The organism is Mucilaginibacter flavidus (assembly GCF_024055575.1).
Lineage (GTDB): Bacteria > Bacteroidota > Bacteroidia > Sphingobacteriales > Sphingobacteriaceae > Mucilaginibacter > Mucilaginibacter flavidus.
In genome coordinates this window covers 1-21,070 of the sequence record NZ_JAMXOE010000045.1, presented here as the reverse complement: position 1 = coordinate 21,070, position 21,070 = coordinate 1, and the positions used below count along the sequence as shown (strand labels likewise).

19 protein-coding genes are annotated in these 21,070 nt (G+C 41.3%); 9 read left to right on the top strand and 10 right to left on the bottom strand.

Annotated features, from left to right (window positions below):
- Positions 1-512: 512 nt before the first annotated feature.
- Positions 513-1,157 (top strand): hypothetical protein, encoded by a 645-nt coding sequence (locus tag NAF19_RS29955; protein WP_252794097.1) that lies wholly within the window; start codon positions 513-515, stop codon positions 1,155-1,157.
- An 8-nt stretch (positions 1,158-1,165) separates the two neighbouring features.
- Here NAF19_RS29955 and NAF19_RS29950 read toward each other — a convergent pair whose 3' ends face one another.
- Positions 1,166-1,759 (bottom strand): hypothetical protein, encoded by a 594-nt coding sequence (locus tag NAF19_RS29950; RefSeq protein WP_252794096.1) that lies wholly within the window; start codon positions 1,757-1,759, stop codon positions 1,166-1,168.
- A 142-nt stretch (positions 1,760-1,901) separates the two neighbouring features.
- On the opposite strand from NAF19_RS29950, the gene NAF19_RS29945 reads away from it, so the two are divergent.
- The 3 genes from NAF19_RS29945 to NAF19_RS29935 all read left to right on the top strand — a co-directional run bounded on the left by NAF19_RS29945 (position 1,902) and on the right by NAF19_RS29935 (position 3,097).
- A complete protein-coding gene (locus tag NAF19_RS29945) occupies positions 1,902-2,078 on the top strand; it encodes a lmo0937 family membrane protein (RefSeq protein ID WP_252794095.1) in 177 nt (58 codons plus the stop codon).
- A gap of 121 nt (positions 2,079-2,199) precedes the next feature.
- On the top strand, positions 2,200-2,565 hold the full coding sequence (locus NAF19_RS29940; protein ID WP_252794094.1) for a transmembrane 220 family protein: 366 nt from the start codon (positions 2,200-2,202) through the stop codon (positions 2,563-2,565).
- 106 nt (positions 2,566-2,671) lie between these two features.
- The gene (locus NAF19_RS29935) at positions 2,672-3,097 is read left to right on the top strand and encodes a hypothetical protein (protein ID WP_252794093.1); all 426 of its coding nucleotides are present in this window, start codon (positions 2,672-2,674) and stop codon (positions 3,095-3,097) included.
- A gap of 104 nt (positions 3,098-3,201) precedes the next feature.
- Here NAF19_RS29935 and NAF19_RS29930 read toward each other — a convergent pair whose 3' ends face one another.
- The 5 genes from NAF19_RS29930 to NAF19_RS29910 all read right to left on the bottom strand — a co-directional run bounded on the left by NAF19_RS29930 (position 3,202) and on the right by NAF19_RS29910 (position 10,728).
- Positions 3,202-3,588 carry a DUF4890 domain-containing protein gene (locus tag NAF19_RS29930; protein ID WP_252794092.1) on the bottom strand — a complete coding sequence of 129 codons (387 nt, stop codon included), beginning with the start codon at positions 3,586-3,588 and terminating at the stop codon, positions 3,202-3,204.
- A gap of 195 nt (positions 3,589-3,783) precedes the next feature.
- A complete protein-coding gene (locus NAF19_RS29925; RefSeq protein WP_252794090.1) occupies positions 3,784-5,349 on the bottom strand; it encodes a hypothetical protein in 1,566 nt (521 codons plus the stop codon).
- A complete protein-coding gene (locus tag NAF19_RS29920) occupies positions 5,346-7,184 on the bottom strand; it encodes a glycosyltransferase (RefSeq protein WP_252794088.1) in 1,839 nt (612 codons plus the stop codon). The genes NAF19_RS29925 and NAF19_RS29920 overlap by 4 nt, the downstream gene beginning before the upstream one ends.
- A 102-nt stretch (positions 7,185-7,286) precedes the next feature.
- Complete coding sequence (locus NAF19_RS29915) at positions 7,287-9,368, bottom strand: cellulose biosynthesis cyclic di-GMP-binding regulatory protein BcsB (RefSeq protein WP_252794087.1); 2,082 nt, start codon at positions 9,366-9,368, stop codon at positions 7,287-7,289.
- Positions 9,369-9,381: 13 nt separating this feature from the next.
- Entirely contained in the window at positions 9,382-10,728 is a 1,347-nt protein-coding gene (locus NAF19_RS29910; protein WP_252794085.1) for a sensor histidine kinase, read from the bottom strand.
- Between the two features lie 224 nt (positions 10,729-10,952).
- Here NAF19_RS29910 and NAF19_RS29905 point away from each other — a divergent pair, with 224 nt between their 5' ends.
- Both NAF19_RS29905 and NAF19_RS29900 read left to right on the top strand, forming a co-directional pair.
- Positions 10,953-11,972, top strand: coding sequence for a glycoside hydrolase family 5 protein (locus tag NAF19_RS29905; RefSeq protein ID WP_252794084.1), 1,020 nt, complete (start codon positions 10,953-10,955; stop codon positions 11,970-11,972).
- A gap of 50 nt (positions 11,973-12,022) precedes the next feature.
- Positions 12,023-13,000 (top strand): acyl-ACP desaturase, encoded by a 978-nt coding sequence (locus tag NAF19_RS29900; RefSeq protein WP_252794081.1) that lies wholly within the window; start codon positions 12,023-12,025, stop codon positions 12,998-13,000.
- Positions 13,001-13,037: 37 nt separating this feature from the next.
- Here NAF19_RS29900 and NAF19_RS29895 read toward each other — a convergent pair whose 3' ends face one another.
- Complete coding sequence (locus NAF19_RS29895; RefSeq protein ID WP_252794080.1) at positions 13,038-14,684, bottom strand: mechanosensitive ion channel family protein; 1,647 nt, start codon at positions 14,682-14,684, stop codon at positions 13,038-13,040.
- 35 nt (positions 14,685-14,719) lie between these two features.
- Positions 14,720-15,046, bottom strand: coding sequence for a hypothetical protein (locus NAF19_RS29890; RefSeq protein ID WP_252794078.1), 327 nt, complete (start codon positions 15,044-15,046; stop codon positions 14,720-14,722).
- Between the two features lie 128 nt (positions 15,047-15,174).
- Between NAF19_RS29890 and NAF19_RS29885 the strand changes: the two genes are divergently transcribed.
- Entirely contained in the window at positions 15,175-16,197 is a 1,023-nt protein-coding gene (locus tag NAF19_RS29885; protein WP_252794077.1) for an aldo/keto reductase, read from the top strand.
- 463 nt (positions 16,198-16,660) lie between these two features.
- On the opposite strand, the gene NAF19_RS29880 is transcribed toward NAF19_RS29885, so the two are convergent.
- A complete protein-coding gene (locus NAF19_RS29880; RefSeq protein ID WP_252794076.1) occupies positions 16,661-19,201 on the bottom strand; it encodes an ATP-dependent Clp protease ATP-binding subunit in 2,541 nt (846 codons plus the stop codon).
- Positions 19,202-19,639: 438 nt separating this feature from the next.
- Positions 19,640-20,044: a hypothetical protein gene (locus tag NAF19_RS29875; protein WP_252794075.1), complete on the bottom strand. Its 405-nt coding sequence runs from the start codon at positions 20,042-20,044 to the stop codon at positions 19,640-19,642.
- Between the two features lie 47 nt (positions 20,045-20,091).
- On the opposite strand from NAF19_RS29875, the gene NAF19_RS29870 reads away from it, so the two are divergent.
- Both NAF19_RS29870 and NAF19_RS29865 read left to right on the top strand, forming a co-directional pair.
- Entirely contained in the window at positions 20,092-20,706 is a 615-nt protein-coding gene (locus NAF19_RS29870) for a hypothetical protein (protein WP_252794074.1), read from the top strand.
- A gap of 24 nt (positions 20,707-20,730) precedes the next feature.
- Positions 20,731-20,943 (top strand): hypothetical protein, encoded by a 213-nt coding sequence (locus NAF19_RS29865; RefSeq protein WP_252794073.1) that lies wholly within the window; start codon positions 20,731-20,733, stop codon positions 20,941-20,943.
- Positions 20,944-21,070 lie beyond the last annotated feature (127 nt).

The following is a 21,070-nucleotide window of genomic DNA, read 5'->3' as shown; positions in this document are numbered from 1 at the left end:
TCACCACCCCGCTGAAAAACTGTTAATGTTTATTGAACCGCCGTATGCCGAACGGCACGTACGGTGGTGTGAGAGGACAGTAAGGGAAATAATCCCTTACTTCCTACTCGATTTTATACGTATTTCCCAATCCGGACAATGAAGTTAAGCCCGCCAGAGCCGGGGTACTGTCCGCTGGTTAGCGGATGGGAGAGTAGGTCGGTGCCAAATCTTATCAAGCAGCCGTTCATCATTCGATGAGCGGCTTTCTTGTTTTATACGTATTTCCAATCCGGACAATGAAGTTAAGCCCGCCAGAGCCGGGGTACTGTCCGCTGGTTAGCGGATGGGAGAGTAGGTCGGTGCCAAATCTTATCAAGACCCTTAGTTCAGTGAGCTAGGGGTTTCTTGTTTTGTGGCGGTTCGTAATCTACGGCGTTGCAAGATTCTTGAAAAGTTGGGTGATAAAATGATTGTTAACGGCTATCTTTAGTTCAAAATAAAACAGCAATTATAGACCTAAAACACTATCAATGAAGATTAACAAAAGCATAGCCATATTTATGCTTGTAGTAAGTGCCTTATACATTGTGTTCGGCATTTTTAAGTTCTGGTATCTTGATGAGACCGTTTTTACAAATTTTAGCCGGCCGACTCATCATATGTCGCTGGTGAAATTTTTTTGGCTAACAATCTCTGCTGGCTTGTTTGTACTTATTATTAACATTGGCCAGTTATGGGTATTAAAGATTTTTAAAGAAAAAAAATGGATTAGGTCGGGCTTAATTGTTTTCTTCTGCGGCCAGGCGCTTATCTTTCTTTTACCATTAACAACGCTTTTTGGTTCAGCCAATTATAATATAGTCCAGATGCAGTTTCTAATGCAAATAACAGGCAAAGTAAGCACAGCGTATATGCTTATCACCTTCGCTTTCGTGCGCAATCGTAATATCCGGCGATACTATTGGGGATTTGCCGGGTTGCTGCTACTATGCCACCTTGTAACATATTTTGGCCCAATTTTATATGACGATTTTGGATATGCCTGGCTGCTGGTTAATAACGACGTGATTTTTTATATTCCCTTTTTATGCTCGCTGACTCTTTTTGTTGAAATTTTTAATCTATCGCGGCAGCAAAATAACCCGGCAAATATTGAAATTGAAACAACTGGTTAACCGAATAATTATTTAATTTGGTCAAATCTTACCAATTCGAAAAAACGCCCCGGATTGGGTAAATAAATGAAACCCTGTGCATTTATCTCATTCAAAGCTTCTTCTGTTTGTTTTGAAGAAACTTTAATAAGTTTGCCACCGGCATATTTGTAAATTCCGGTCGATATTGTTTGGTAATTAATTTCAGGAGGGTTATGTGGCAAAGAATCCGCGCTATAGTAGGTTGTCCCGCCGTTACTGCGTCTATAAAACCATAATCCTTTCACCCAATTTACAGTATCACCAACTACCAGGAGCGGTGAGCCATACATAATAAAAGTGGAATCGTTCTTTATTTCTGCATCTCCCTGCATTTTATAAAGCGCTTTCTCGCCATTTATGCTTTTTTCGAAAATTAGGGAATTATTCATAAACTTCCTCCTTGAACGTTTGTATGCGTGATATACCTTGCCGTACTTTGACTTTACAGTCATCACTACAGAATCATAGCTTGCAAATTCTTCCGGCGATATTCTGGTATAGTATTTTTTAAGGCCGGTCCGTTCGCAGCCAATCGACAGCGACATGAAAATTATTCCCAAAGAGCATGTCAATTTTCTCATGCTTAAATATATAAGATAGCTGCGGGATTTTTAATATCACTCCCGGATAAAAATTGACCACCAATGAAATTAAGATCAACTCGCTCCCAATCATTTAATTTCCATATCTAAAACAATCGCAACCGTCTGGGGTTCAATTATTATGAGAAGTTTAATTTATATTATCGTAGTTATCCTGGTAATCAGTTGGCTGCTTGGGGGCTTTGCCTTCCACGTTGGCGGGGACGCCATACACATAATAATTGTTATTGCAGTTATCCTGTTGCTGCTAAACCTGTTTAACGGCGGTAGCCGGGCAGACCGGGGGCGCTGGTATTAAACACAAACACTGCACGCAGTAATAGCCTTTGTTCGACCGAACGGGGCTTTTTGTGTTTTTTTGCGCAGATAAATTATAGTCTTTAAGGCAGATTTTATAAATTGGCCGCTATAATACTATCATGATACTGATTATACTGAACATAATTTTCTGCGTCGCCTTTTTAGGCTTTGCTTATGTAAACCTTAACGATGTTGACGCCGTACTGTGGGTAACAATTTATATGGTTGCCGCCGTGTGCTGCGGTTTGGTTGCCTATGGATTATATTACCCGGTAATTTATCTTGCTGCCATTGCTTTTTACCTGGTGTATGCAATTATTTTGTTTTTCGCGAAAGATGGGGTTCGCGATTGGATGATGAAATACAACAGGCCCAGCATTGTTGAAACCATGCAGGCCGAAAAACCTTATATTGAGAAAACGCGTGAATTTTTTGGATTACTGATTGTCGCCGGCGCATTAGCTATTGACTACTTTGCGATATAAAAGATTTGTCTTTTAAAAGTGCCCCCCTTGCTGCGTTACCCCGTAACTGTTTGACTTTAAGTATTTAATTCCTAAGTTTGGGAATTAAACAACCTTAATCAACAATATGAACCCTATCGCACAAAAAATAATCGACACCTGTGAAGCCAACTTCGACGCAAATGCAGATAACTGCAGCGGCTTTGTAAAAGCTGTTTCGGCTGATTTATCTGTCATATTAACCGGCCAGGCAGATAATATTGTAGATCAAATACAATTAGCTGATTGGCAACAACTGGCCGATGGAGTAGAAGCAAAGGCAAAAGCCGATGATGGCTGGCTGGTTGTGGGCGGATTAAAAGGTGGAGAAAATGTGCCTCCGCAAAGTCATGGCCACGTGGTGATTGTTGTCAGCGGACCGCTTGCGCACGATTTGTACCCATCAGGTTATTGGGGCAAGCTTGGCAGTACCGGCAAGAAAAATACAACTATAAACTGGGCCTGGAATACTGACAGCCGTGACAAAGTAATTTATTCGGCTGTACAGGTTTAGAAAAAAAGCCGGCTCCTTTCGAAAGCCGGCAAATCAACAGTTTTAATCACACCGAAGATTCATGTTCACTAATCACTGATCTCTAATCTCCGGTCTCGTCAAAATTATCCTTCAACCGCGTCTTTAGGAGCCTGGTGCTCTTTGTGTTTCATTTTGTGCTTTTTTTCCCAGGCAGCAAACTTGGTTTTCTGTTCGTCGTTCAAAACGGCAAATACTTGTTTTTTTGTTGCCAGCCTGATGCTTTTAGCGGCCAGTTGTTTACCCTTTTTGTCATCCGAAGGGTTGCTGTTTTTCAGGCTGTCCATGCGGGTCGCCTGTGTTAAAAATAGCGCATTTACCTGCTTGGCCTGTTCCTGGCTAAGGTTAAGCTTTTTTTGCAACGCCTTAGTATGATGAGCTGCACGCTGCTCCGGCGATTTCTTGGTAACCTGTGCGCTGGCCATAAAGCCTAATCCTATAATAAAGGATGCTATTAGAATTAATCTGTTCATTTTTGAGTTTTTAGTAATTAACTCAACATAGGACTAGGGAGTTGCAAGATGGTTTAATTTCGAAGAAGTCCGTAAAGAACGAAAGGCGGGGAGCAAGCACAAATAGAAAGAGTGAAAATTTTGGGGAAATAATAAACGTCCTGATGCTAACCAGGACGTTCTTTTTCTTTGAGACTTTACCGACTCTTCCGACTACTATTCGTACACTTTATACAGTACCCAATCGCTTGTTTCGTATACACGATGTAACTTTAGGGCGCTGTTGGCTTTTTTAACTACCGGTATGTATTTATTATTTAGCTGCGTAAAGCCGGTTACTTCGTTTTTTTCGGAAGCAAGCAGTACGTAATCGTCGTATTTATCGGGTGCTTCAATAGCACTTAAATAGCTGTTCTGGTAAGGCAATGTTAACCTTTGCAAGTCTTTTTTGTCGCGGGTAAACGCCACTATTGGGAAGGCTATTGCGTCATCAACCAACACGTGGGAGCCTTCGGGCAAGTGGTTTATGTAATTAGCCAACTGGCGATTTTCATCCTGGTGGGTGTCAGGCTCGCGGTTAAGCAATACGGTGATAAAGTTCTTCTCCTCGGTAAGTGAGGAGTTTTTGAGGAAGATATAGCCCGTATACAATTGCACCAGTGTTAAAACACCAACTATGGTTTTTAATATGGTTTGGTTACGAATAGTTTGTGCCTTATACAAAATACAAAGCAGAGCCAGTACAACGAATATTAGATAGTATTCTTGAGCTAAAAATACTTTCTCGTATTTAATGTGTAAAAACTCGATAAATGCAAATGGGGTAAGCAGCGTTAAAACCTGGTACATACTGTTCCTGAACAGGTAAATGGCCACCAAAATAAGCGGACAAAACAGCAGCACCCTCGCCGATATTAAAATAGATGTTTCGGGAATCTGGTAAACCGTACTGGTTGATAGCTGGTCGAAGCTCAGCTTGTCTGCCAGTACCGTCCATGTAGCATAAGGGCTTTCGCTAAAATAGTTCAAGTCCTGTGCGTGTGTTAAGTTCAGGAGCTTGTAACAAACAATGCAAGCCAGCGGCAGCACGAACAGGATAATATAAAGCGCAAACGTTTTGTTGATCAGCTTTCGCCGCAGCGACGGGTTGTTGAAGCTGATAAACAGCCTGAAAATAGACTCCTGCTCGCCCAGGTTTAAGCTTTTTATAGTTATTGACAATACCAGCGGGATAAAGAATAAGGTAAGCCAAATGAACTTATAATCGCAAAATATGAGCAACACCAAACTTATACTGGCAATTGATACGTGGAACGTGGTGTTTGAATTGTAGAACTTTATCAAGTTAAAAAAGAACATGAAAAAGAAGACCATTACCAGCGCGATTGATTTTCCCGAACAAGCGGCATATAAAATACCCGGATGGAATATAAATATGATAAGCAATATAAACAGGTAAAATTCATCTTTGGCCCTCCTCATTAATGCGCTCCCTATTAAAAAGAATAACAGTGCAGTAATTATTGAAGAAGCTATAACCGGCGCCAGCGGGGCGCTTATTGCCGAAAATATAAATGAAGCATAAAATGGCAATATAGGGGCAGTTAAACCCATTACCTTAAGCCTGTTGCCCAAACCGTCGACAACGATTTTGGTTTTTTCAATGTAAAACATTGCCTCCTGGCTTATGTAACCTAAATGATTTAAGTGTATACCTAATACCAGGTAATAAATCGCCAATAAAATGGTGATAAGTAACAGATATCTGGATTGATTTCTCATTTAACAATGTTTGTTGGATTGTTAACTTTACTAAGCCCGTGTTCTGTTTTTTCCCAGTAAAACGGCTTAACAATTAATTGGTAAAGGCCTTTAAAGGCAGCAACCGAGTGCATAAGCCAGTATACCGGGTTAGCGATAGAGAAAAGGATAAGCTCGTAATACCGCCTTTTAAACACTGCCATCATATTTATATAAATCATCAATATATTACCTACCATCAGGTTAAATATCGACATAAACAAAATCCAGTCGGGGAACAGTGTGCGAATGGTCGAAAGGTCGAACACCAGGTAGCTTATGAAAATGGCCAGCAAAAACGGGTACACCAAAAAGGTAAGTGGTGTAGCTCCGATAAAGAAGTTAAAACCAAGGAAACCTTTCCAGCCTAATTTTCTCCAAAGTGCAACCGGGTTACGCATGTGTACCAGGTACGTTTGCATATAGCCTTTAATCCACCGTGAACGCTGGCGAATCCAGTTGATAGGCTCGTTATTAGCCTCCTCGTATGTGGTGGAGTTAATAACCGCAATTTTATACCCCTTTGCATATGCGCGCAGGCCCAAATCAGCATCCTCGGTTACGTTAAACGGATCCCAGGCACCAAGTTCAACCAGGTTTTCCAGCTTAAAGTGGTTACTGGTACCACCCAAGGGGATAGGGATATCCAGGGTATCGAGGCCTGGCAACATATAATCAAACCAATATGAATACTCAAGGGTAAACATACGGGTCAAAAAGTTCTCGTTGCGGTTAAAGTAGTTTAGCGCGCTTTGGATACAAATGTAATTCGATGGCAGTTTGCCAAACATCGACACTACCTTTTTCAGTTGGTCGGTATCGGGGATATCTTCCGCATCGTAAATGGTTAGATATTTACCGCGTGCAAAATGAAGGCCGTAGTTACAGGCTTTCGGCTTTGTTTTAGGCATGTGGAACGGCACCACCACGACCTCAAATATGGCTGGGAAGTCCAGGTTGCGAACTGCATTTAGCGTTTTATCGTCATCCTCTTCTATCAGCAGTTTTACATCCAGCTTTTCGCGTGGGTAGTCGAGTGCTTGCAGGTTCCATATCAGCTTCTTTATCAGCTTATCTTCCTTATACACCGGTAATAAAATGGTATATATAGGCAGTTCGTCTTCCACAATTTCGCGCAGGTCTTCGCGGGTTACCGCCTGGTGCAGCTCAAAACGAGAGCCCATAAGCGCCAAAAACAGCTTAAACAATATCGCCACCAAAAAGAACGAGCTGATGAGGATATTGATAATAATAGATGTGTTTTTGAAGCTTACAACCAACCCGATAGTCACCAAACCTAACAGGATAAAAAGGAAGGCAAGCTGGCCGGTTGAAAAGGTAATAAATGCCGAACTGTTAGGGTCGCGGTTCAGCAATTCGAAAACTGCCGACTTTACATATTTGTCGCCGGTTAATTTGTGGCTTAACCAGGTAATATCAAGGTCAGATGCTAATATAATTTCAGGCTCACAGTCGTAAGTAAACCTTATGAAATCAATAAACAACTGGTTTGACGGGTCGGCCATTACGGTTATAACCCTGCCGTTTTCAATACGTAAAGGTAGTGCAACGTGCTGGTCGGCAAACTTTAGTTCTATTTTGCTGAGTACGTCTGCGTCATACGCAAGTTCCCTGATGGGCTGGAAAACGTAACCTGCATTTGTTAACGAGCGTTCGTAATTTTTACGGGAAATGTACCCGAAGTTTAACGCTATTTTGATAAATGACTGGCCGGTGGTGGCAGATAAATCATTAATCTTTTCCCGATCTTGCCTGGATATAAAACCATCATTAACCAAAAGTTCAGGAATTGACATATTATTCAGTTTCAGTAAAGTGTTAAAACAATTTTATCAAGTAACCTTAGCCTATGCGGCATAAGCTAAGGTTACTCATATAATCAATTGAAGCGACGATAATTAGTCGTTATATAATTCCTGCGACCTTTGTACTCTTGAACGAACAAACAGGAACGATAGCAGTATCAGCACTAGTATACCCAATAATATATACAGGTTATATTTTTCCCAGAACTGTGTGATAGCGCTCTTGGTATCAACATATTCAATATTTTCGCTTGATTTATTGATGTTGAACAGGTATTTGTTTGAGTTAACGTCGGTAACACACACGTTGCTTGACAGGGTTGAAAGTTGCTCGGTAATTGAACGTGCGGCCGCTGTCAATGCTTCGGAAATGTGTGTGCCGGTTGCGGTTAATACCAGCGTGGCGTTATTACTTCTTCCGTAGAAAATCTGCGCCAAGCCGTTTGATGTTGTATCAGACAGTGAATATACCGCCTTGTTATTTTCGGCATTATATAAGCGGAAGTTTTCTTTAAAATTTATCGGCGCATCCGGAAATTCTCCCATCAGCTTATCTTCTTTACTTAACAGCGCTATAATGTTGTATTTCTTTAAGTCGCCGGCAGGAACGTCTGATGAGAAAGCAAACTCAGGGAAGTTGTTTGAGTTGATGTTGTTGTTCAGCTCGTAAATAATTTCGCCAATGGCGCCAGCTGCATATTTTGCATATTCCTTTGATACGATAATGCGGGTAGTACCACTGTTAAATGCTTCAGGATATTGGTAAAAGCTCAGGTCGCTTGAGATGAATGGGTTTTTCGACTCGAGGTATGATTTCTCAGCATCAATCTCGCCAAAGAAGTTTATAAAGCTGTTTTTACACAATCCGTTTGATGGGAAGAACCTAAACTCAGCCTCCAATGTATTGTATTTGTGGTGCTGATAACGGTTAATTGTTACCGAGGTATTTAATTTACCAGAGGCGTCAAGCTTTTCGCTGCTTATAAGCAAACCGTTAAGGTAAATGTTAAAGTAACCCCTATCACCAGGGCTTAAGCCGCTGTAGTTACCAATAAAGCGTATCTCAACTTCTTTTGGTGTAAAGTTAAAGTCGCTGTTTTTAAAGCTATATGCACTTTTTAACGAACCAATGCCAGAAAGGAAGTCGCTTGAACCACCAATTTGTTTCAGCGATAACTTCGACCGGTTTTCATCGATGCTCTTAAAATGAGTGTTTGATGCTGCGTCGACTAAAAGGTAATCACCAAAAGTTGAATTTAATATGTTGATATTACCTAAGGCTGTGATAGCTTTTTCGTAACCTTCATCGTCGCCGCCGCTAACAAACAATATTTCGGCTGGTGAAGATGATGTAGCAACCGATTTGTGAGCAACCATTACGCCTTTTTCGTTAACCATTTGAGTAATGGTATCGGTAGAAGACGACATGGATTTTGAAAGGTATAATATACCTTCTTTTGACTGTGGCGATACTTTGATCAGCGAGCGCTTGTCTTCTGGCAATGCACCTAAGGCGCCAACCTGGATGTAGTTTTTTACGCTGTCAGGCACTGCGGTTGCTTCATAAACAGATATTTTTCTGCCCGAAATTCTTTTCAGCCTTGCGTAAGCCCATGCAACGGCTTTTAAGTCTTTAAGGCTTGGATCGGCGGGGTAAACAATTGCTCTTTTTGAATCGAAGCAATTGCTGATGTTTACGTCGCTCAAGCCGGTTTTTGAATTTTTAACCAACGATAAATAGGAGTAGTCCTTAACCTTAAGCCACATGGCGGGGTTATCCAAATCCTTACAGATATCGTCGCTGATGGCTAACAGCGTTTTAACCTGAATTTTAAGGTAATGATCCGGCGAAAGATCGGCCCGGCTAAGGTTAAGTATTACCTTTTGAATGGTATCGGCACCTAATCGTGCGCTGTAAGCGGGTTTATCGTTGATAATTATATTGATAAAAGAATGATCTTTTAACAAGGCCTGCGAAGGCTCAAAATATAATACCAGCTTACTCCCGTTCATTTCCACCATAGGCGAAATCTTAACGTAGATAGAACTTGCGCCGCTCATTCCGTAAATGGCGTCGTCAGCGTGCCCTAATGATTTGAAGGACACCACACTCTGGGCCAATGATGCCTTACTTAAAAGAAATACAAGGGCTAATAAGGTAAAAAATTTGTTCATTGGTTTGTCAATATTAGTTTATTACGTAAAATTCAACTCTAAAATAGTTTCCGTGATCATCGCTTCTGTACGATATTTCACCGCCCATTTCCTGGGTCATCAATTTTGCTATCGAAAGGCCTAACCCAACCCGGTTTTCGGTATGCTCCGATGCCTCGGTTAACGCATTAAGTTTGTTAAACATGTCATCAAGCTCCCGTTGGCCAATTGAAATACCTTCGTCTATTATTTCAAAAACAAACTTCTGGCGCTGTAAACTGGTTACAACCTTGATATTGTTGTTTGTTTGCGAAAATTTAATTGCATTTGATAGTAAGTTCTGGAAAACCTGTCCCGCAAAAACACGGTCGAGGTTAACATTTATAGGTGTTTTTTGTATCTCGTCAATCAAATGAATGTTTTTCATTTGAGCGGTTTCAGTTAACCCTTTAAATATATGCTGAACCTCGGAGTTAATGTCGAATACTTCGAGCTTAAACCGCATCTCGGGCGACTCGATTTCCTTAACGTCCATCAGCTTATTAAGCAGGTACTGCATTTTTGTGGCCGATTCGGCAATATAGCCTACAAACTCGGTTTGGTCGGCGCTAAGGCGATACCCTTCTTCTTTAATCATATTGTTGCTCATGATTATTGAACCCGCAAGGTTCTTTAAATCGTGGCCGGCAATATTTATAAAGTTGTTTTTGTGGTTATCAAGCTTACGCAGTTCGTCGTACTGGGCATCAATAATGTTATTCTTCTCGGCAATATCGCGGTTTTGCTCTTTTAGCTGCTCGTTCGATTTGGTGATTAGCAGCTGTGAGCGTACATCACGTTCGATAATTTTATAACGCGCACCCGGCACAAAACAGGATACCAGGGCGATGATGAAAAATACCGTACCGCCGTTTTGCAAAACAGTTTCGAGGTTATACTGGCTAAACAGAATAAAAAATATGCCAAGCAGCACCAATGCCAGCAATGCCTGTAAAACGGAGTTGATGGGCTCCCAAAACACCTGCAGGTTAAAAAACAGGAATATAGCACCGAACAATAAGTAATAAACGTTTAACTCGCCAATATCAACTATATTACATAATAAAGCCGAAGTGACTGATATTAAAAATAATGAAATATGTAATAATATCCGGAAATTGTAGTTCTTACGTTGAAAAATGCTGTAAAGCCCTAAAATAACAAGGTCGGTGATAATACGTGCAATAAAGAACTGCAGCCAATAATTATTGGCGAATATAAAATCAACAATGCTGAACAAGGGATAAACAAACAATATCATCCAAATGATATTATTGGTCTGGTACCAGGCCTTCTTTGAGATTTCTTTGTTTAGTTCTTCTTTTGTTAGTTGGACAAACATTAGTTAGGTTTTCTTAAATTATGATAGGATTGTTGTTATCAATAAATTTAATTCGTATAAAGTAACTCAAAATATTTAATACGTTTAAGCACATGTTTTGCACATATAAACATATTCATTACACTGTTGGCGCGTTATTAAAAAACATATTTATTTTTATGTTATTGATTGCTGCGCCTGCTGATATAGCAAAAAGTAATCCAACCACCCCAAATTTTCGACAAATGGCTTTCAAGCGGGCCAAAAGCCTCGATAACGGAATCTCTATTTCATGGTACGAACAAACCTGGAATAAAGATATTTTAGCTAAAACTCCGTTAAAAACCGCTGATTTTGAGCTTTTAAAACGCCTCGGTATTAAAAGCCTTAGGCTTCCTGTAGCGTTTGCGTATTTTGAATCCCAACAAACTCCGTTCGGGCAATTATTTTCCCACATTGATAAATTTGTTAAACAGTGCCATGCTTATGGGTTTAAGGTTATAATTGATTATCACAATGGTAACTTTAATGATAACAACTACAATACCGAGACCCCGAAGCTAATTGATTTGTGGACAAAACTCACCAAAAGGTACCTGCATGTAAATCATGACGACCTGTTTTTCGAGTTATACAACGAGCCACCGCACATGAATCCCGAAACCTGGAAGGGCGCCGCTTACAACATTACGACTGCCATCAGAAAGATTGATAAAGAACGAACTTTAATTATAGGCGCCTCAAATTATAACAGCATCTATGAATTGAGCCGGTTTGTACGGCTGGCCGACGAAAATGTTATATATACCTTTCATTTTTATGAACCTTTTTTGTTTACGCACCAGGGAGCGGAGTGGATCGGCGCCCAGGAAAGCACCACCGGTGTGCCGTTTCCATACAACCAGGCAACTTTTCCGGCGCTGAACACGAAGGCAAAAAATACTGACGGAGAGAAGAATTATAACAAATATAAGTTAGACGGGAACGAGCAATCGGTGCGCGATAAGCTGCAGATTGTAAAAAACTGGGCAACAAAATATGACGTACCGGTATTGTGCGGCGAATATGGCGTATATAATAAGTACGCCGATATTGACAGCCGTTGCCGCTATATTAAAACAGTAAGGCAATCACTTAAAACATTAAACATCCCCGGGATGTTATGGGATTATAATACTAATTTTTCTATTTTTAACGGGGCCCCCTCGGTGAACAACCTGCCCGATTGCATGAAAGACGCCATAGGTTATGGCGCGCAAAAATGATAATTTTATTGTGGTTATAAATAGCTAACTTTGCACCATTAATATTTACTATGAGATTTTTTGACGATAAGCGACGCGAGGTGATGCAACACATCGAAAAATTCATGCTTGAAAAAAAGGATGAATACCTGAAACCCATCGATACCATCTGGCAACCATCTGATTTTTTGCCCGATTCATCGCGCGATACTTTCTTCAGCGAAATCAAGGAACTGCGTGAAAGCGCCCAGGGCTTATCGTACGACCTGATAGCTGTTTTAGTTGGCGATACCATTACCGAAGAAGCTTTACCAACTTACGAGTCGTGGTTAACCATGGTTGAAGGCGTGTCTGACGATGAAGCAGGTGGCTGGATGCAATGGACCCGGCACTGGACCGGCGAAGAAAACCGCCACGGTGACTTATTAAACAAATACCTCTACCTGTCGGGCCGTGTAAATATGCGGATGATGGAAATATCTACCCAATATTTAATATCCGATGGTTTTGACATCGGTACCGGGCACGATCCATACCGTAACTTTATTTATACCTCGTTCCAGGAACTGGCCACTAATGTTTCTCACCGTCGTGTCGCTTCGGCTGCAAAAAAAGATGGCGATACACTGTTGTCAAAAATGTGCGGCGTTATCGCCAGCGACGAAGCCCGCCATGCCAAGGCCTATAAATATTTTATTGAAAAGATATTTGAGGTTGATCCAAGCGAGGCAATGATTGCTTTTGAGGATATGATGCGCAAAAAAATTGTTATGCCGGCGCACTTTTTGCGCGAAGTTGGTTTAAAAATAGGCCAAACCTTCGGTCATTTTACTGATGCCGCACAACGCCTGGGTGTTTACACCGCTATTGACTATGTTGATATACTAAAAGAACTGATAGAAGACTGGCACATTGAAAGCATGGTTGACCTTAACGAAACCGGCGAAAAAGCCCGTGATTATATCATGAACCTGCCCACCCGTTTATTACGCGTTGCCGAGCGGATGAAAAACCCCGGGCTTGAATATAAGTTTAGCTGGATTGGGTAAGGTAGCTGCATTTCTATATCATCACTAATATCATTGCTTATTGCTCCTTCTGGACTTTAAAGCCAGGCTTTACGTAATCTTTCGGTTTGTAATCATCCGGGATTTGTATGGTGTTTCCAACGCGCAATGCTGTGTAATGCGGTGACATAATTTCCACACCTGCTTCATTAAATTTGTCCTGTATTTGCTGATGTAGATTTGAGTAAATCAAGGCCATTTTGTGCGACTGTGAAGTGTAGGCATTCACCTGGTAGGTAACGTTAAAGTCATTCAGGTCGGTTTGTAAAATAAATGGCTTAGGCTCTGCCATTATCCCCTCTGTAGCCAAAGCGGCATCAATCATCAAACCATGGATAATACTCCACGGCGCATCATAACCAATGGTAATGCTGGTGTGCAATATCAACCCCAAATTTTTTGATGATGTAGTGTAATTGACCACAGCACCGCCTAATATGGTTGAATTTGGTACTGTAATATCTTCGTTTTTAATGGTACGAATCCGTGTTACCAGCAGGTTCTTCTCAATAATATCGCCGGTAATTTCCCCAACTTTTACACGGTCACCAATTTTAAACGGGCGCATGTAAGTAAGTACCAGGCCCGCCACCATGTTTGAAATTGCTGACGACGAGCCGAGCGAAAATAGCACGCCTAAAAAAACAGTTACCCCCTGGAAAATTTTCGAATCGGAGCCAGGCAGGTACGGGAATATCATCACAAACATAAAAGCATAAAGTAATACCCTGATAATGTTATAAGTTGGTTTGGCCCATTCGGGGTAAAAGTTTTTTATGATGATTGCCCCGTTTTCAATCTCGGTTGCAATAAACTTTACTAATTTTACAATATACCGGGTTGCAAGATAAATTACTGCAATAGTCAACAGGTTGGGTATGTAGTGTAATATGCCGAGCAAAATGTTTTTAACCGGGTTGATAACGTAGCCAAGCAGCTGGTTGGCAATAGCTTTCGTCCAAGGAAAAATGAGGAATGCGATAGGTAATGCAAGATAAACCAATAATACGATTACAAATAAACGCAGCACACGTAGCGAGCTTGTAAGAACTGGCAAAATCCGGTTGGCGTATCTTACCGGCGCCCCCTTCTTTCCTAATTTAGCGATCCGGCTTTCCCACGCTTTAATCATTTTTAGCTTTAGCCACCTGAATGCGCGGTTTACCAGCCAAATAAGTAAAAGCAGGATTATCACAACAGCCAGCGCCTCGAGGATGTTGATGATAACATCTTTAACACTGTTACTTTCAAAAACACTGCCCAGGTTTTTCTTTAAAATAGTTACATAGCTAGCGGCAAGCTGCGGCCTGTCTAGTTCGGAAAATTTGGCATCTTCATCAGTAATAGCTAATAGCAGCTGGGAATTATAGGTGATGGAGGAGTTAGCAGAGTCGTTTTTTAGCACTATCGAATCCGGATTAAAGTCAATCCTGGATATAATATCGGCTATACGGCTGCTGACTACGCGGGCCCTTTCCTTAGTGTCGAATAAGCCCTGACCTCTGTAAAACTTAAAGAGCGTATCGTCCTTCACTATTACAGGTTCACCGATATTTACCCCCTTGATAACTGCTGCCGGTTTCTGTACAGCCGACGTCTTTGTTTGCCCGTATGTCAATACAGCGAACAGCAAAAAAAACGATAGACAGCAAGTTTTTGGTAACATAGGCAGCTTTTTATATTTAAAGCTACAGAAAATTATTATCCTTCTAAAACCAGGGTTACGTTACCGTCCATCGCCAGCTCTTCGAACAGGGAGTTAAGGATAGATTCTACGGTTATCGAATTTACGTCATCAACATAATGCTCCGACCGGGTAATGTGGAGTTGAGTCCCTTGTGGTTCTATCCTGAATAAAAAGCCTTCGTAAGTTTCCGGTTGCCAAATTTCAACGGCGCCGTTTTTTTCTGATATGTCAAAACTCATGTCGCTTTGTTTTTGCTCGTGAAAGAGCGGGTTTAGCTTTTGCTGCAGTAAGGCAAGTATTTCGGTTATTGTGGTGGTTTTATGAATGTTTATGATTTTCATGGCGATAGTTGTTATTTAATAATTACAAGTACATGTCAATAATTGTTTCATCTGTAATGCTGCAATCCATAACTTTACCATGGACAGGCTGCTTTCAGCTTTTTCCTTTCTGCATTAAGCTTAAAAATATGAAATACAAATTATTAGGCCGTTCGGGTCTTAAAGTTTCTGAACTATGCCTGGGTACAATGGGTTTTGGTACCGAGGCCGGCTGGGGCGCCGATAAAGACGCCAGCTTCGAAATTATGGACGCATTTGCCAATGCGGGCGGTAATTTTTTTGATACGGCCAACTTATACAAAATGGGTACCAGCGAAAAAATTATCGGCGATTACATCAGCAACCACGACCGCGATTATTTTGTACTGGCCACTAAATATTCGCTTAAGGATAATACCACCAACCCCAACGCGTCGGGCAATAACCGCAAAAATATGATGCGCAGTGTTGAGGAAAGCCTCAAACGCCTGAAAACTGATTTTATCGATCTGCTTTATCTCCATATTTGGGATGATATAACCCCGATTGATGAGGTAATGCGCGCCATGGATGATTTAATAAAACAAGGCAAGGTAACCTATGCCGCCATAAGCGATACCCCGGCCTGGGTAGTTGCCAAGGGCAATACGCTTGCCGAACTGATGGGCTGGAGCCAGTTTATAGCTTTGCAGGTAGAATATAGCCTGCTATCCCGCACTCCTGAGCGCGAGTTGATACCCATGGCTAAACATTTCGGCATTACCGTTACCCCATGGGCACCATTGGGTGGAGGTGCGTTAACCGGCAAATACCTGCGCGGCGAGCAGGGCCGCATAAAAGCCGAAAGTGTGCGCCGTAATGACCGCAGCACCGAAATAACCAAAGTTGTTATAGCCATTGCGGAAGAACTTGGTACAACACCCGGCAATGTTGCGTTAAAATGGACCATGCAGCAGGGCTTTTCGTCAATACCTATTGTTGGGGCTACCAAATTAAGCCAGTTGGAAGATAACCTTAAAACGGTTGATATTGAGTTAAGCGCCGACCATTTGAAACGCCTTGACGAAGTAAGTGCCATACAACTTGGTTTCCCGGGAGACTTTTTCAGGGAGGATGCTGTCAGGCTGAATAATTTCGGCGGATTTTATGATAAAGTGGAGAAGAGGGTTTGATGTGCGGATGTGCGAATATGCAGATGTGCGGATGATTTGATGATTTGAAGGTGTGTTAATTTGAAAAACGTAATGGCATTGTCCCTTCAGCCTGGTTGAAGACTTCGAAATTTGATAGGAATGGCATACTTTCTTTAAATATTAAGCCCTTGTTTCGAGCCGTGGCTTTCAACAAGGGCTTTTTGTTCTCGCGAACAAATAAGGTTTAGGGGCGACATAAAAATAAGGCAAAAATGCATGTTGCCAGACCCGTATTAACACCCAATTTTTTTGGGTGTTTTCCGCACATTTTTTACGTAAAAACCGCAATTTTTAACTTTTAATGTGATTTTAATAATTTATAGTTATTTATTAATTAATAATTAGGAGAGGGTAAATTCAGCCCATGCGTAGTTTCCGCGAAAAGCAAAAAAGGCCTGCTATTTGATAGCAGGCCTTTAAAAATTATACGAAGTATGGATTATTACTTTTGCTCTTCTTCCTCGGGCTTTTTGTTCTCGCCTTCAGCTTTGCGGGCCACAATTTTTATCTCACCGCTTTCCTTATCGTAATCCACTTCCATGGTATCGCCTTCGGCAAGTTCGCCTTTAAGTATCTCTTCGGCAATCGGGTCTTCCAGGTATTTCTGGATAGCGCGTTTTAATGGCCTGGCACCAAATTGCGCGTCGTAACCTTTATCGGCAATAAACTCTTTAGCGCCAAGGGTCAACTCAATTTTGTATCCGAGTATGTTAACCCTGTTGAATAGGAAGCCAAGCTCGATATCGATAATTTTGAAGATTTCGTCTTTACCTAACGAGTTAAACACGATAACATCATCAATACGGTTCAAAAACTCGGGAGCGAAAGCACGTTTCAACGCGTTCTCGATTACGCCACGAGAGTGTGAATCGGCCTGTGTGGTTTTTGCAGCGGTGGTAAAACCAACACCCTGCCCAAAATCTTTCAATTGGCGGGCACCGATGTTCGATGTCATGATGATGATGGTGTTCCTGAAGTCAACCTTGCGGCCAAGCGAATCAGTTAACTGTCCTTCATCAAGCACCTGTAACAGAATATTAAATACATCAGGGTGTGCTTTTTCAATTTCATCAAGCAATACTACCGCATAAGGCTTACGGCGTACCTTTTCGGTCAGCTGTCCGCCTTCTTCGTAACCTACGTAGCCCGGTGGCGCGCCTACTAAACGTGACACGGCAAATTTTTCCATGTACTCGCTCATGTCAATTTGTATCAGCGCATCTTCGGTATCAAACATAAAACGGGCAAGCTCTTTGGCAAGCTCAGTTTTACCAACACCGGTAGGACCAAGGAATATAAATGAGCCGATCGGCTTTTTAGGATCCTTTAATCCTGCACGTGTACGTTGTATGGCGCGGGTTAATTTTTTAATAGCGTCTTCCTGCCCGATAATTTTGGTGCCAACGGTATCAGCCATATTCAACAGCTTCAAACTGTCGGCCTGGCCCACACGCTGAACGGGAATACCGGTCATCATGGATACCACTTCGGCAACATTATCTTCAGTTACAGTGTAACGTTTTGATTTTGTCTCAGCTTCCCAAATAGCTTTAGCCTGCTCCAATTCCTCCAGCAAATGCTTTTCAGTATCGCGCAGCTTGGCAGCCTCTTCGTATTTCTGACTGCGTACAACCTTGTTCTTTTCTACCTTAATCAGCTCGATTTTCTGCTCGATATCCAAAATGTTTTGTGGCACATGGATATTGGTTAAATGCACACGCGAGCCTGACTCGTCCAAAGCGTCAATAGCCTTGTCTGGTAAAAAACGATCGGTAATGTACCGGGTGGTTAAAGTAACGCAGGCGTTAATAGCTTCCGGAGTGTAAGTAACGCCGTGGTGTTCTTCGTATTTTTCTTTAATGCGGTTCAGTATCTCCACAGTTTCATCAGGGGTAGCAGGTTCAACCATTACCTTCTGGAAACGACGGTCTAAAGCGCCATCTTTCTCTATGTACTGGCGGTACTCATCTAATGTGGTTGCGCCAATGCATTGTATTTCGCCGCGGGCCAACGCCGGCTTAAACATATTTGATGCGTCGAGCGAACCCGAAGCGCCGCCTGCGCCAACTATGGTGTGTATCTCGTCTATAAATAAAATTACGTCGGGCGATTTCTCCAGCTCGTTCATTACGGCTTTCATACGCTCCTCAAACTGGCCGCGGTATTTAGTACCTGCTACCAGCGACGCCAGATCAAGGGTAACCACGCGTTTGTTAAACAATACACGCGATACCTTGCGCTGTACAATACGCAAAGCCAAACCTTCAGCAATAGCAGATTTACCTACGCCCGGCTCGCCTATTAATATAGGGTTGTTCTTTTTACGGCGTGACAGGATTTGCGATACGCGTTCAATTTCTTTCTCGCGGCCAACAATCGGGTCAAGACGACCGTCTTCGGCAGCTTTGGTTAAATCGCGGCCAAAATTATCAAGTACAGGTGTTTTTGATTTAATATCCGATACCTTTTTAGGCTGACTGAATGATTCTTCTTCTTTAAAGTCATCGTCGCCCCCGGTAGGTGAACCCGGCATCTCGTCGGTTACGTCGTTTTTGTGCGACTCAACCTCGCCTTTAAAAATTTCGTAATTCACGTTAAACTGTGTTAAAATTTGTGATGCGATATTATCCTCATCGCGAAGAATAGAAAGCAACAAGTGCTCGGTACCTATTACATCGCTTTTAAAAATTTTAGCCTCAAGGTAAGTTATCTTTAATACTTTTTCGGCTTGTTTGGTTAACGGTATACTGCCAATATGTACGTTTGTGCCGATGGTGCCCTTTACGGCATCCTCAACAGAGCGGCGTAATTTAGCTGTATCAACAGTTAATTCTTTCAATAATTTTATTGCAACCCCATCCCCGTCTCTTATCAAACCCAACAAAAGGTGCTCAGTTCCAATATAATCATGCCCCAGGCGCAAGGCCTCCTCTCTGCTATATTGTATAACGTCTTTTACCCGTGGCGAAAATTTAGCTTCCATATATATCCTTCCGATTTATGAACGTCCTAATGTATTAATTTGTTTCAATAATACTGACGCGTTGTTTTACACATATCAACAATATTATTGCCAAGTTTTTAAGTTATACTCAAAGCAGACATTGCAATGATAATCCTTTTATTGAACCTGAATTTTGTTTAGCAATTTTATAAATAAAACCATCAAAAACAACACATTCAATAAAAAAAACGTGTATTTGTATGTTTTTGACATAATTATAGCACAATAGTTTAATTATATATACGTATGTCAGCTCATTATGGTGCTATTGGCAGTGAAATATTTTTTTTATGACATTAAGGCATAGAGAGTAGAGATTAGAGACCGGAGGTTAGAGATTAGGAAAAGTTGGGTAGTTGATTAGGTTGTAGAGACGCAATACTTTGCGTCTCTTGGTGCAAGGAGGCTAAAGTTATGTTATTCCTTCATCCTATAAAACGGCGTTATGCCATCACGGCCGGTTAAAACCAGGGTATCGTTGCCTTTAAATTTCCAGGCGAAACTTTGGTAATAGCCATCATAGTGTACCTGTATGCTGTCACCAATAAATTTATAGTTATAACCGGCGTTGTTATCAGGGTAAAAGAAGGTCTTTTTTTCGATTTGAAACACTGCATTGCCGCCAACGCTGTCGGCCCATATACCGATTAATTTTTCGGGGGATTTTTCAAGAATGTTATCTTTTTTAATTTTTATGGTCGATTTTTTTGAATCGGTAGCCCTGGTGTTATTTGAGGTAGTTTCGTTTGTGGAATTTTTTCCTGAATTGGGACGGCATGATATGAGTATACATAGTACGGGGATGAGCAGCAGTTTTTTCATGCTGGCAAATTTGGGGAGATTTTATATCTTTAATCGAACCTTTTACCATGTACGTTAAAAAAATTACATTATCCCTGTTTATACTTTGTGTGGCATTTGTGGGGGCGGCCCAGCAGAAGCGAAAGGTAAAATACGTTGATATCTCACATTCAAATTCGAAGGAAACAACCCATACATTTTTAGATAGCAACGGAAGAAAGATTTCGGTGAAACAAACCATTTTTGATGGCTTTAATAGTATTGTCACTTATACTCCAACAGGCAAGAAAAAAACCACCGAAATGAACTTTGACGGAACTCGCGACCTTTGGACAAATTTTTACGATGCACATGATAACCTTACAAGGTTGGAATATTACAATTTTATAAACAATACCAGGTTTGTTGCGAGTAGCTATACTTATGACAATAAGAACAGGCAGCTTACACGGGCTGAATATGACGGACGTGGTCAACTGCAAAATTTAAAAACCACGGTTTATGATGATGTAAAAAATACTGATACAAGTGTATGGTCTTATAATTTGCTACATCAAAAGTCGATAAGTAAATTTGACCATAAGGGAAATGAAGTTTTTAGAGAACTTTATGAAGGTAACGATACCGTGGCTTATACCACTTTTAAATATGATGAAAAAAACCGGCAGATTGAAAAAAAATAGACAAAAGGCTGCCAATATGAAATCTTGACTCATCGATATAACAAAAACGGCGATGAGGTGAGCCAGGATTGGGAAAGACGATGGAAATCAGACGGCTACGCCCTGGACACAGGAAGCTGGGATTATACTTATGAATATGATATAGATGGCAACAAAACAAAAATACACGAAATAAAAAAGCATAATGGCAGGGTGACTGAGGATAGTGAGACTTTTTTTACGTATCAATATTATTAACGCGCCCTTATTGGTGTTGTGACCATGGGTGTTCGGAAGATTATTCTGGGGCACTTTTGAGGATTGCGTCAAGTTTATAAGGGTCGCCGCCACAGATAATAACGATATCCTTCATTAAGGACTTTTC